General features: G+C 71.5%; 12 protein-coding genes. 8 read left to right on the top strand and 4 right to left on the bottom strand.

Annotated elements, in window-relative coordinates; translation table 11 throughout:
* From ACFY7C_RS26645 to ACFY7C_RS26655, 3 genes are all read right to left on the bottom strand, one after another.
* Complete coding sequence (locus tag ACFY7C_RS26645; protein WP_389655008.1) at positions 1–1083, bottom strand: phosphotransferase; 1083 nt, start codon at positions 1081–1083, stop codon at positions 1–3.
* A 15-nt stretch (positions 1084–1098) separates the two neighbouring features.
* The gene (locus tag ACFY7C_RS26650) at positions 1099–1560 is read right to left on the bottom strand and encodes a pyridoxamine 5'-phosphate oxidase family protein (RefSeq protein ID WP_389655010.1); all 462 of its coding nucleotides are present in this window, start codon (positions 1558–1560) and stop codon (positions 1099–1101) included.
* Positions 1561–1664: 104 nt separating this feature from the next.
* Entirely contained in the window at positions 1665–2324 is a 660-nt protein-coding gene (locus ACFY7C_RS26655; RefSeq protein WP_389655012.1) for a response regulator, read from the bottom strand.
* Between the two features lie 340 nt (positions 2325–2664).
* Here ACFY7C_RS26655 and pdhA point away from each other — a divergent pair, with 340 nt between their 5' ends.
* From pdhA to ACFY7C_RS26690, 7 genes are all read left to right on the top strand, one after another.
* Positions 2665–3843, top strand: coding sequence for a pyruvate dehydrogenase (acetyl-transferring) E1 component subunit alpha (gene pdhA, locus ACFY7C_RS26660; protein WP_389655014.1), 1179 nt, complete (start codon positions 2665–2667; stop codon positions 3841–3843).
* Positions 3844–3845: 2 nt separating this feature from the next.
* Positions 3846–4826, top strand: a complete 981-nt coding sequence (locus ACFY7C_RS26665) for an alpha-ketoacid dehydrogenase subunit beta (protein WP_389655015.1) — start codon at positions 3846–3848, stop codon at positions 4824–4826.
* A 31-nt stretch (positions 4827–4857) separates the two neighbouring features.
* On the top strand, positions 4858–6279 hold the full coding sequence (locus tag ACFY7C_RS26670; RefSeq protein ID WP_389655664.1) for a dihydrolipoamide acetyltransferase family protein: 1422 nt from the start codon (positions 4858–4860) through the stop codon (positions 6277–6279).
* Between the two features lie 122 nt (positions 6280–6401).
* Positions 6402–7640, top strand: coding sequence for a hypothetical protein (locus ACFY7C_RS26675; protein ID WP_389655017.1), 1239 nt, complete (start codon positions 6402–6404; stop codon positions 7638–7640).
* Entirely contained in the window at positions 7624–8409 is a 786-nt protein-coding gene (locus tag ACFY7C_RS26680; RefSeq protein ID WP_389655019.1) for a hypothetical protein, read from the top strand. The genes ACFY7C_RS26675 and ACFY7C_RS26680 overlap by 17 nt, the downstream gene beginning before the upstream one ends.
* A gap of 73 nt (positions 8410–8482) precedes the next feature.
* Positions 8483–9160: a GntR family transcriptional regulator gene (locus ACFY7C_RS26685; RefSeq protein ID WP_389655021.1), complete on the top strand. Its 678-nt coding sequence runs from the start codon at positions 8483–8485 to the stop codon at positions 9158–9160.
* Positions 9157–10470 carry a nitrate/nitrite transporter gene (locus ACFY7C_RS26690; protein WP_389655023.1) on the top strand — a complete coding sequence of 438 codons (1314 nt, stop codon included), beginning with the start codon at positions 9157–9159 and terminating at the stop codon, positions 10468–10470. Before ACFY7C_RS26685 ends, ACFY7C_RS26690 begins: the two co-directional genes overlap by 4 nt.
* A gap of 34 nt (positions 10471–10504) precedes the next feature.
* Here ACFY7C_RS26690 and ACFY7C_RS26695 read toward each other — a convergent pair whose 3' ends face one another.
* Positions 10505–11332: a maleylpyruvate isomerase family mycothiol-dependent enzyme gene (locus tag ACFY7C_RS26695; protein ID WP_389655025.1), complete on the bottom strand. Its 828-nt coding sequence runs from the start codon at positions 11330–11332 to the stop codon at positions 10505–10507.
* A 170-nt stretch (positions 11333–11502) separates the two neighbouring features.
* On the opposite strand from ACFY7C_RS26695, the gene ACFY7C_RS26700 reads away from it, so the two are divergent.
* Positions 11503–12276: a carbon-nitrogen family hydrolase gene (locus ACFY7C_RS26700; RefSeq protein WP_389655027.1), complete on the top strand. Its 774-nt coding sequence runs from the start codon at positions 11503–11505 to the stop codon at positions 12274–12276.
* Positions 12277–12284: the final 8 nt, after the last annotated feature.

The raw sequence follows: 12284 nt of genomic DNA on the forward strand, positions 1-12284 counted from the left end.
TCACCCCGTGAACGCGTCGCGCACCGCCTCGTACTCACGGGTCCACCACACCGCCAGGGCCGACACCGCGGGGAACTGCGGATCGGCCCTTCGGTCGTGCAGCTGGTAGCGCCAGCGCAGGGTCCAGAAGTCGTTGAGCCGCTCCCACCACACCCGGTCCACCGCGGCGGCCAGCTCGGCGCCGTCCGCGCCCGCCGCGCGCCGGTAGGCGCGCGCGTACGCCCGCACCTTGTCGAGGGCCAGCTCACCGGCCGGCCGTACGAAGAAGATGGCGGCGGCCCGGACGGCCTCCTCGGCCCGCGGGCGGACGCCGAGGCGGTCCCAGTCGACGATCGCGGCCGGCTCCGCGCCCCGGTAGAGCAGGTTGAGCGGGTGGAAGTCCCCGTGCACCCAGCCGGTCGCCGCGGCGGCCGGTGGCCGGCGGTGGGCGTGCGCGGCGAGCAGCACCCGGCGTTCCCGCAGCCGGTGCTCGGCCAGCTCGTCGAAGCCGTCACGCGGGCGGCGGGCGCGGACCAGGCGCAGCAGCTCGTCGATGAGCCGGAAGGTGTCCTCCGGGCGGGCGCTCTCGTGACCGGCGTCCGGCGCATGACCGGGGTCCGGCGACGGCGCTCCCATCACCCGGTCCAGGCAGGTGTGGACGTGCCCGAGGAGGGTGCCCAGGTGCCGGCAGCCGGCCCGGGTGAGCTGGGCCCCGTCGCGGTGCCGGCCGTCGATCCAGGGGTGCAGGGCGTAGCAGTGGCCGCCGATGACGGCGACCGTGCGGCCCGCGGAGTCCGGCAGCGGCGGCGCGACGGGCAGACCGAGGGCGTGCAGGCGCTGGGTGGCCCGGTGCTGGCGGGCGATGGTGTCCCGGTCGGCGGTGCGGGCGTCCAGGTGCTGTTTGAGGAAGTAGGCGCCGCGGGTGGTGGCGAGCCGGTAGCCCCGGTTGAGCAGGCCCTGGGCGACCGGCTGGCAGGACAGCGGCTCGCCCGCGTAGGCGTAGCGCCGCAGCAGGGCGCCGACGGGAGGGGCCTGGGGGGCGGCGGGGCGGCGGGCCGGGGGAGCGGCAGGGTGAGCAGCCTGTAGTACAGATGAGCGCGGCACTCGCCAGATGTTAGATCACGCAACGTGATGGAGGTGTCGCCCCCAGGAGCCAGGCTCCTGGGGGAGGCCGCCGGCCGACTGCTCGACGGTTGCGTAGTCCAGGGTGTGCACGGTGACGAACTGGGGCTCGACGCGCATGTAGACCGGGTCGAAGGGCTCGCCGTCCACCGAGCGGGGGCCGGGGCCGAAGGCGGACAGCTGGTCCCGGGTCGGCTCGACGATCTCGGCGGTGCCGGTGAACTGGACGGACCAGAGGTTCTCGGCGCCGGAGGTGAGGTTGTCCGCCCCGTACGCGACGACGCTGCCGTCGCAGGCGTGGTGGTAGCCCAGTCCCCGGTGGAGTCGCAGCAGGACGCCGCCGTCGGCCACGATGTGACGGGCGGGGGCGACGAACGGCATCGCCCGCATGCTCGTGGCCACCCGCCCGTACGACACGCGGGTCAAGAGTTCGATGGCGCGGATCTCCTCGGTGGACATGGATTCCACTCTCCGCCACGGCACCGAGCCGGAAAAGGGGCCCCTGCCCCGGTCGGTAGGGACGTAGGTCCCGAAATGCGGGATCGGGGCGGGAAACCGGCAGGTCAGTGCCGCTCGGCCTGCATTCTCGCCACATACGCGGCGGCCTGGGAACGCCGCTCCATGCCCAGCTTCGACAGCAGGCTGGAGACGTAGTTCTTGATGGTCTTCTCGGCGAGGTGGAGCCGCTCGCCGATGGCCCGGTTGGTCAGGCCCTCGCCGATCAGATCGAGGATCCGGCGCTCCTGCTCGGTGAGGTGGGCGAGCCGGTCGTCGCCCTTCGGGTTGTTGCCGTCCCGCAGCCGCTCCAGGACCCGGGCGGTGGCCACCGGGTCGAGCAGCGACTTGCCGGCCGCGACATCACGGACGGCGTTCAGCAGCTCGTTGCCGCGGATCGCCTTCAGGACATAGCCGGACGCACCGGCCATGATCGCGTCGAAGAGGGCCTCGTCGTCCGCGTACGAGGTGAGCATCAGGCATTTGATCTCGTCGTCCTGCGAGCGGACCTCGCGGCACACCTCGACGCCGCTGCCGTCCGGCAGCCGCACGTCGAGCACGGCCACGTCGGGACGCGTCGCGGGGATCCTGACCAGGGCGTCCGCGGCCGTACCGGCCTCGCCGACCACCTCGATGTCGTCCTCCACGGAGAGCAGCTCGTGGACGCCGCGCCGGACGACTTCGTGGTCGTCCAGCAGAAATACCCGGATTTTTCCTTCTTCGCGCACGCGGTCAGTCTCACATATTGGCTCTTCCCGCGCCCGGGGTGCCCGGGATAACGTGCCGGGTGTTCCGACGACGTCGTCGGGCCGCTGTCCCATGCGCTGACCAGCGGCGAATCCCGCTTTTCTCGATTTACTTGGAAATCCAAGCAAAATCGCAGGTCAAACGGGGTTTCGCAGGAATGCCGCACTGTGGGTAACGTGCCTATGACGGCGCTCGCCGGGGCACCTGTCACGCCCCACCCCGGCCGCGTCGCACCCACCCCGTGCGAAGGGTACGGAGAAGGCGGAGCCGCACTGGCCTCACCGGCGAACCCGGGGGCCGGACCGACGGAGGAGCACGCACGTGACCGTGGAGAGCACTGCCGCGCGCAAGACGACGCGACGCAGCAGCGGCGCCAAGCGCACCACCAGCGCCGCGAGCGCGAAGAAGGCCCAGGCCGCGTCGCCGGCCGAGCCCGAGCTCGTACAGCTGCTGACGCCCGAAGGCGAGCGCGTCCAGCACCCCGAGTACGACATCGACCTGAGCGCCGAGGAGCTGCGCGGCCTCTACCGCGACATGGTCCTCACCCGCCGCTTCGACTCCGAGGCCACCTCCCTGCAGCGCCAGGGCGAGCTGGGCCTGTGGGCCTCGCTGCTCGGCCAGGAGGCCGCCCAGATCGGCTCCGGCCGGGCCCTGCGGGACGACGACTACGTCTTCCCCACCTACCGCGAGCACGGTGTCGCCTGGTGCCGTGGGGTCGACCCCACCAATCTGCTCGGCATGTTCCGCGGCGTGAACAACGGCGGCTGGGACCCCAGCAGCAACAACTTCCACCTCTACACGATCGTCCTCGGCTCGCAGACCCTGCACGCCACCGGCTATGCCATGGGCATCGCCAAGGACGGCGCGGACTCGGCCGTGCTCGCGTACTTCGGTGACGGCGCCTCCAGCCAGGGCGACGTCAACGAGTCGTTCGTCTTCTCCGCGGTCTACAACGCCCCCGTCGTGTTCTTCTGCCAGAACAACCAGTGGGCCATCTCCGAGCCCATCGAGAAGCAGACCCGCGTCCCGCTCTACCAGCGCGCCCGCGGCTTCGGCTTCCCCGGTGTCCGCGTCGACGGCAACGACGTCCTGGCCTGTCTCGCCGTGACCCGCTCCGCCCTGGAGCGCGCCCGCCGCGGCGAGGGCCCCACGCTCATCGAGGCCTTCACCTACCGCATGGCCGCGCACACCACCTCCGACGACCCGACCCGCTACCGCCGCGACGCGGAGCGCGAGGCGTGGGAGGCCAAGGACCCGATCCAGCGCGTCAAGGCGTACATGGAGCGCGAGGGTCTCGCCGACGCGGCCTTCTTCGAGGAGCTGGAGGCGGAGAGCGAGGCGCTCGGCAAGCACGTCCGTGAGGTCGTCCGCGCCATGCCCGTCCCGGACCACATGGCGATGTTCGACCACACGTACGCGGACGGGCACGCGCTCGTCGACGAGGAGCGCGCGCAGTTCGCCGCGTACCAGGCGTCCTTCGAGGGCGGAGAGGGCGAGTAATCATGGCTGTTCAGAAGCTTCCCCTCGCGAAGGCGCTCAACGAGTCGCTGCGCAAGGCCCTGGAGACCGACCCCAAGGTCGTCATCATGGGCCTGGACGTCGGCAAGCTCGGCGGTGTCTTCCGGATCACCGACGGGCTGCAGAAGGACTTCGGCGAGGACCGGGTCGTCGACACCCCGCTCGCCGAGTCCGGCATCGTCGGCACCGCGATCGGCCTCGCGCTGCGCGGCTACCGGCCGGTCGTGGAGATCCAGTTCGACGGCTTCGTCTTCCCGGCGTACGACCAGATCGTCACCCAGCTGGCGAAGATGCGGGCCCGTTCGCTCGGCACGGTGAAGATGCCGGTCGTCATCCGCATCCCGTACGGCGGCGGCATCGGTGCCGTCGAGCACCACTCCGAGTCGCCCGAGTCGCTGTTCGCGCACGTCGCCGGCCTCAAGGTGGTCACCCCGGCGAACTCCTCCGACGCCTACTGGATGCTCCAGCAGGCGATCCAGAGCGACGACCCGGTCATCTTCTTCGAGCCCAAGCGCCGCTACTGGGACAAGGGCGAGGTCGACACCGAGGCCATCCCCGGCGAGCTGCACAAGGCGCGGGTGGCCCGTGAGGGCACCGACCTCACGCTCGTCGCCTACGGCCCGATGGTGAAGACCTGCCTGGAGGCCGCGGCCGTCGCCGCCGAGGAGGGCCGGTCGATCGAGGTCGTGGACCTGCGGTCGATCTCCCCGCTCGACTTCGACACCATCCAGACCTCGGTCGAGAAGACCCGCCGGCTGGTCGTGGTGCACGAGGCCCCGGTCTTCTTCGGTTCCGGCGCGGAGATCGCCGCCCGGATCACCGAACGCTGCTTCTACCACCTGGAGGCCCCCGTCCTGCGGGTCGGCGGCTACCACGCGCCGTATCCGCCGGCGCGCCTGGAGGAGGAGTACCTGCCGGGTCTGGACCGCGTGCTCGACGCCGTCGACCGCTCGCTGGCGTTCTGAGGAGAGCATCGTGACGATCCGCGAATTCAAGATGCCCGACGTGGGCGAGGGCCTGACCGAGGCCGAGATCCTCAAGTGGTACGTCCAGCCCGGTGACACCGTCACCGACGGGCAGGTCGTGTGCGAGGTCGAGACGGCGAAGGCGGCCGTGGAGCTGCCGATCCCGTTCGACGGCACGGTCCACGAGCTGCGCTTCCCCGAGGGCACGACGGTCGACGTCGGCGAGGTCATCATCTCGGTGAACGTGGGCGGCGGAGCCGCCCCCGAGGCCGCTGCCCCCGAGGCCGCCGACCCGGTCCAGGCGCAGGCCCCGGCCGAGGCCCCCGCCCCGGTCGCGAAGGCCGAGGAGCCGGCCGCCGAGTCCGCGCCGGAGGGCCGTCAGCCGGTCCTCGTCGGCTACGGCGTGGCCGCGACCTCCACCAAGCGCCGGGCCCGCAAGGGCGCCGTCGTGCCCGGCCAGGCCTCGGCCGCGATCCAGGGCGAGCTCAACGGGCACGGCGGTGTCGCCACCGCGGCCCGGCCGCTCGCCAAGCCGCCGGTGCGCAAGCTCGCCAAGGACCTCGGCGTGGACCTGGCGACGGTCACCCCGACCGGCCCGGACGGGATCATCACCCGGGAGGACGTCCACAAGGCGGCCGCCCCGGCTCCCACCGTTCCGGCGCCCGCGCCGGTCGCCGAGGCCCCGGCCCCCGCCGCGACCCCGGCCGCGGCTCCCGCTCCGGCCGCCGCGGCTCCCGCGCTGTCGGCGGACGCCCGGGAGACCCGTGTCCCCATCAAGGGTGTACGGAAGGCCACGGCGGCGGCGATGGTCGGCTCGGCCTTCACCGCGCCGCACGTCACCGAGTTCGTGACCTTCGACATCACGCGCACGATGAAGCTGGTCGAGGAGCTCAAGTCCGACAAGGACATGGCCGGCCTTCGGGTCAACCCGCTGCTCCTCATCGCCAAGGCGGTCCTGGTCGCGGTCAGGCGCAACCCGGAGATCAACGCGGCCTGGGACGAGGCCGCCCAGGAGATCGTGCTCAAGCACTACGTCAACCTGGGCATCGCCGCGGCCACCCCGCGCGGTCTGATCGTGCCGAACATCAAGGACGCGCACGCCCAGACCCTGCCCGAGCTGTCGCGGTCCCTGAGCGAGCTGGTCGCCACCGCCCGCGAGGGCAAGACGACCCCGGCGGCCATGCAGGGCGGCACCTTCACCATCACCAACGTCGGCGTCTTCGGTGTCGACACCGGTACGCCGATCCTCAACCCGGGCGAGTCCGCGATCCTCGCGGTCGGCGCGATCAAGCTCCAGCCCTGGGTCCACAAGGGCAAGGTGAAGCCCCGCCAGGTCACCACCCTGGCGCTCTCCTTCGACCACCGCCTGGTCGACGGCGAACTCGGCTCCAAGTTCCTGGCCGACGTCGCCGCGATCCTGGAAGAGCCGAAGAGGCTCATCACCTGGGCCTGACGCCCGACGTTGTTTCACGTGAAACGCCCGGTCCGGGACGGCGACGTCCCAGGCCGGGCGTTCGCGGCTTTCGCCCGTAGGCTGCGGCCGACAGACGATCCGCGAAGGGCGGTTGCCAGGCGATGCACACGACAGAGCTGACGGAAGCCCGCATCGAGGAGGCGAGCAACATCCTGGTCGCGCCTCCGGCGCTGCACGACGACGACCTGATCAGGGACTTCTTCGGGACCGTTCTCACCCCTGAGGACCTTGCCTCCGGTGCGGCCGACCTGGCGGGGAGGACCGTCTACCTGTGCGGCGACATATCCGCGACGACCGCGACCAGTGGTGATCATCTGCGGGCGGCCGCCCGGGTGTTCGTCGTCCGGGAGCGGTCACACGGCCACCGCGAGGATGCCGACGCGCCATGGACCCCGGTCGGACTCGGTCGCGTTCCCCTCCGCGTCCACGGCGTCGGCGTGTACTACCGCCGCTTCTTCGAACCCGGTGGCGATCACTTCGGACGGATCCGCGCGGAGCACGCGTTCCAGTCCCTGACGGAGTCCACCAAACCCGGAACGGCTCATCGCAGTGGCATCTATCTGACGCCCGTCACGCGCGACGGGGACGAGCTGCATTTCCGCCTGCTCCGGTGCTCCACGAATCTCTCGGGACCGACCGAGGGCTTCCGTCCGACCGACACGGAGATCGTCGAGGACCTGAACCGCGAGGCCGCCGTGGTCTTCCGCGGCCAGGCACCGCTCAATCACGTGCTCGCCCAGATCTACCACAACACCCGGGCCACGGCGGAGCGCAGACAGTCCAAGGCCAGGATCTCCTCCCACGCCGACAAGACCAAGGACATGCCCGTCAACGGCGTCATGGCCTTCTGCACCTTCTACGACCGGCTCGACGATCTGCGGCCCCTGGCCGAGGACCCCTTCGACCTCGGCGTGAAGGGCGTCAGCGCGCTCACCACGCTCCGCTTCCGGCTCAAGGAGCCGGCCGCGGGACATGACGGCGCCGCACTCCCCTCGCGCTTCAGCCTGACCCTCCATCCCGGCTCCGTGTTCTTCATGCCGCTGTCCACCAACCGCCTGTACACGCACGAGATCCGGCCCGCGGCACTGGACGCCGAGCTGCTTCCGACCCGCCTGGGGTACGTGGTGCGCTGTTCGAGCACCGAAGCCGTGCACAGGAACGGCCACACGTTTCTCAAGACGGCCGGTGGCCCGGTCAGGCTGGAGCCGCCCACGCAGGCCGGCATGGACCGGCTGCGCCGGCTGTACGCCGAGGAGAACAGGACCTCGTCCTTCGTCGACTACGGCGAGGAATTCCTCTTCAGCATGAACGCGGGAGACTACGTTGCCCCTCGGATCTAGGATCTCGGACGAGATCGTCTCGTGCGGCCTGCCGACCGAGGAGGATCTCTTCGCGGAGCTCTCCACGGCGGTTCGTTTCGAGGACGTGGGAAAGGGCCGGCGAGGCGCCGTGCTCACCAGGATCGACGAGACGGGCGCCGTGCCCCTCGTGCGGACCACCACGCGATACGGCAGCCCTGCACAGCCCTTCCGGCCGGTGCACGAACGGCTGGCGCGACTGATCCACGAACACGCGGGCCTTCCGGGCGGATTCAACAACGCTCTCGTCGAGACCTACACGAACGCCTACCGGACGATGGGCAGCCATTCCGACCAGGCCCTCGACCTGGCCGAGGACTCCTTCGTCGCCGTGTTCTCCTGCTATCGGGACCCCGCGGCGGGCCAGTCGAGGAAGCTGGTCCTCGAGACGAAGGGGCCCGGGGCGCAGACCCTCGAGATCCCCCTCGCCCACAACGGCGTCGTGGCGTTCTCCGTCGACGCGAACCGGCGCCTCAGGCACCGGATCCTCTGGGACGCGCCCGCGAAGGCGCCGGACAACCCCTGGCTCGGCGTGACCTTCCGGGTGTCGAAGACCCTCGTCCGGTACCGCGACGGACACGTGTACCTCCCCGGCGGAACGCGCCTCACGGCGGCCGACGAGGAGCAGCGGCGGGAGTTCTACCGGCTGCGACGCCGCGAGAACGACGAGACCGACTTCGTCTACCCGCCGCTGACGTACACCGTCAGCGACAGCGATCTGATGCCGCCGGACTCGCCTCGGAGCGACTGAGCCGACCGCACAGGCCCGTCCGCGATGCGGACGGGCCTGTCTGTTGCACCCCTGTTGTATCTAAGCTGTGCGCATGCCCTCAGCCCCGCCTTCTCCCACCAAGCAGCTCCCCACCAGGCAGCCCCCCGCCGCCGATCGCGTCTACATGCACGTCAAGCAGGCCGTGCTCGACCGCCGTTACGAGGGCGGGACCCTGCTCACCGAGGGAGAGCTGGCGGAGGCCGTCGGGGTGTCCCGGACGCCCGTGCGGGAGGCCCTGCTCAAGCTGGAGATGGAGGGGCTGCTCAAGCTCTACCCCAAGAAGGGCGCGCTCGTGCTCGCCGTGTCCGCGCAGGAGATCGCGGACGTCGTCGAGACCCGGCTACTCGTCGAGGAGTTCGCCGTCCGGCGGGCCGTGCCCGCGCCGCCCGCGCTCATCGCCCGGCTCGAGGAGCTCCTGGAGGAGCAGCGGCGGCGGGCCGAGGCCGGGGACCTCGCCGCGGTCGCCGTGACCGACCGCTGCTTCCACGCCGAGATCGTCCAGCACGCGGGGAACCAGATCCTGGCCCGGCTGTACGACCAGATGCGGGACCGGCAGCTGCGGATGGGCGTCGCCGTGATGCAGTCGCAGCCCGACCGGATCGCCAAGAACATCACCGAGCACGCCGAGATCCTGGAGCGGATCAGGGCCGGGGACGTCGAGGGGGCCGCGCACTGCGTGCGGCAGCACCTCAGCTGGGTCAAGGTGCTGGTCCGGGGTGAGGAGCGGTGAGCCGCGACGGATACGGACCGGCGGTCAGCCTGCCGGGGGACCCGCCCGGCGGGCGGCGGGCCGCCCTCGTCTGGGGCGTCGGCGTCGCCGTCTACTTCGTCGCCGTCATCTTCCGGACCTCGCTCGGCGTCGCCGGACTCGACGCCGCCGACCGCTTCGACGTCAACGCCTCGGCCCTGTCCACGTTCTCCATACTCCAGCTGCTCGTCTACGCCGGAATGCAGATACCCGTCGGCCTCATGGTCGACCGGCTCGGCACCAAGAAGGTGCTGACCATCGGCGTCCTGCTGTTCACCCTCGGCCAGCTGGGCTTCGCCCTCTCCCCCACGTACGGCATGGCGCTCGGCTCCCGCGCGCTGCTCGGCTGCGGCGACGCGATGACCTTCATCAGCGTGCTGCGGCTCGGCAGCCGCTGGTTCCCCGCCCGCCGCGGGCCGCTCGTCGCGCAGCTCGCCGGACTGGTCGGCATGGCCGGAAACCTCGTCTCCACGATCGTCCTCTCCCGGCTCCTGCACGGCGTCGGCTGGACCGCCGCCTTCGCCGGGAGCGCCGCCGCGGGCGTCCTCGTCCTCGTGCTCCTGCTGCTGTTCCTCAAGGACCACCCCGAGGGCCACGAGCCCGCGCCCGCCTCGCACGCCGGCGCCGCGTTCGTCCGCCGGCAGATCGCCGAGTCCTGGCGGGAGCCCGGCACCCGGCTCGGCATGTGGGTGCACTTCACCACCCAGTTCCCCGCCATGGTGTTCCTGCTGCTGTGGGGCATGCCGTTCCTGGTGGAGGACCAGGGACTCGACCGGGGGACCGCCGGGGAGCTGCTGACCCTGGTCGTGCTCTCCAACATGGTGGTGGGGCTCGTCTATGGGCAGATCATCGCCCGGCACCACACCGCCCGTGCCCCGCTGGCGCTCGGCACCATCGCGGTCACCGCCCTGCTGTGGGCGACCACGCTCGCGTACCCGGCCGACCGGGCGCCGATGTGGCTGCTGATCACCCTCTGCGCGGTCCTCGGCGCCTGCGGCCCGGCCTCCATGATCGGATTCGACTTCGCCCGCCCCGCCAACCCGCCCGAGCGGCAGGGCACGGCCTCCGGCATCGTCAACATGGGCGGCTTCGTGGCCTCCATGACGACGCTCTTCGCCGTGGGCGTGCTGCTCGACGCGACCGGCGACGACTACCGGATCGCGTTCTCCTCCGTCTTCGTCCTGGAGGCCCTCGGCGTCGTGCAGATCCTCCGCCTCAAGGCACGCACCGCCCGCCGGGAGCGGGAACGGCTGGTCGCCAGCCGCGTGGAGGCCGTGCACGTCCCGGTGTGACGGCCCGGCCCGGGCGGGAGATCCGGGTACGGGGCTAGTTCGGGGTCACCGCGAAGTGGTCCAGGATCGCCCGTGCCAGGTCCTCGTCGCCCTCGGTCTTCACCCGGTCGGCCACATCGGCCGGCCGGACCCGGCCGCAGGCCAGCCGCACGTACGTCTCCCAGTCCGTCGCCAGCGTCACCGCGGGCCCGAGCGAGGGCGCGCCGTCGACCGAACCGTTGCCCTCGGCGTCCACCCGCACCGTCCGCAGGAACTCCACCGGGCCGCTCACGTCGAACACGACCGCCGAACTCGCCGGGGCCCCGGCGTCCTTGGCCACCACGTGCGGCAGCGCCTCCAGGAGCACGTCACGGGTGATGTACGCGCCGGGGGAGTCCAGATTGCCGGGGACGCCGAGCGCGGCGCGCAGGTCCTGCTCGTGCACCCAGCAGTCGAAGGCGCGCATCCGGTAGGCCAGTTCCAGGGTCTGCTCGGCGCCGAGGGGGGCGCGGATCAGGGTGTCGGGCGACCGGTTCTCGTTGCGCAGCTGACGGGCCCGGCGGATCAGCACGTACTCCAGCTCGGCGGTCATCTCCGGCGCGGTGTGGTGCCGCCGCACGTCGACCTGCATCTCCATGTAGCGGGCGAAGTCGCTGCGCACGTGGAAGAGGTCGCGGGGCAGGCTGTGGATCGGGCGCGGGTCGCCCAGCATCTCCGTCTCCATGCCGATGACGTGGGAGACGATGTCGCGGACCGACCAGCCCGGGCACGGTGTGGCACGGTTCCACTCGCCCTCGACGAGCGGCTGCACCAGCTCGGCTATCGCTTCCACGGAGTGGGTCCAGGCGTCGGCGTAGTTCTGGAGGCTGGGATGGACGGTCACGGGACCCCTCGGCGGTTCTTCGGTGCGCGGGCTGGCTAGCTGGCGGGCTGAAAACATGACTCGTGGGAGGCTCGGTCGCTAAGTTACGCTGCCCGAAGGCACCCCGGCAGTGCTTTCGTGTGACGATCGTAGGCCGGAGTTGACGGCTCGAATGCCAGGACGGTGGTAGTGTGCGCGCCTCACTGATCCAGATCGCGGTGAATTCGGACGAGACGGTCGAATCGCGGCGCGCGAGGGTGGCCCGCCTGGTCCGCGAGGAGCGCGGCGCCGCCGACCTGGTGGTCCTGCCGGAGCTGTGGACCACGGGCGCCTTCGCCTACGAGGACTTCGTCGCCGAGGCCGAGCCGCTCAAGGGCCCCACCTACGAGGCGATGGCCGCCGCCGCGCGCGACGCCGAGGTCTGGCTGCACGCCGGTTCGATCGTCGAGGCCGCCACGGGCGCCCTCCACAACACCTCGCTGGTCTTCTCCCCCGACGGGGAGCTCGCGGCGAGCTACCGCAAGATCCACCGCTTCGGCTTCGACAAGGGCGAGGCGGTGATGATGGCGGCCGGCGACGACCTGGTCACCGTCGACCTGCCGCGGCTCACCGTCGGCGTCGCCACCTGCTACGACCTGCGCTTCCCCGAGCTCTTCCGCGGCCTGGTCGACGCCGGCGCCCAGGCCTTCGTGATCCCGGCCGGCTGGCCCGCCCGGCGCCTCGGCCACTGGACGCTGCTCGCCCGGGCCAGGGCCGTCGAGAACCAGTCCTACGTGCTGGCCTGCGGCACCGCCGGCACCCACGCGGGAGTGGAACAGGCCGGCCACTCGATCGTCGTCGACCCCTGGGGCGAGGTCCTGGCCGAGGCCGGCCCCGCCGAGGAGACCCTCCGCGTCACCCTCGACCCGGCGAAGGTGACGGCCACCCGCGAGCAGTTCCCGGCCCTGAAGGACCGGGTGCTGTAGCCGGCCCC

Source organism: Streptomyces sp. NPDC012769, assembly GCF_042901205.1.
Taxonomy (GTDB): domain Bacteria; phylum Actinomycetota; class Actinomycetes; order Streptomycetales; family Streptomycetaceae; genus Streptomyces.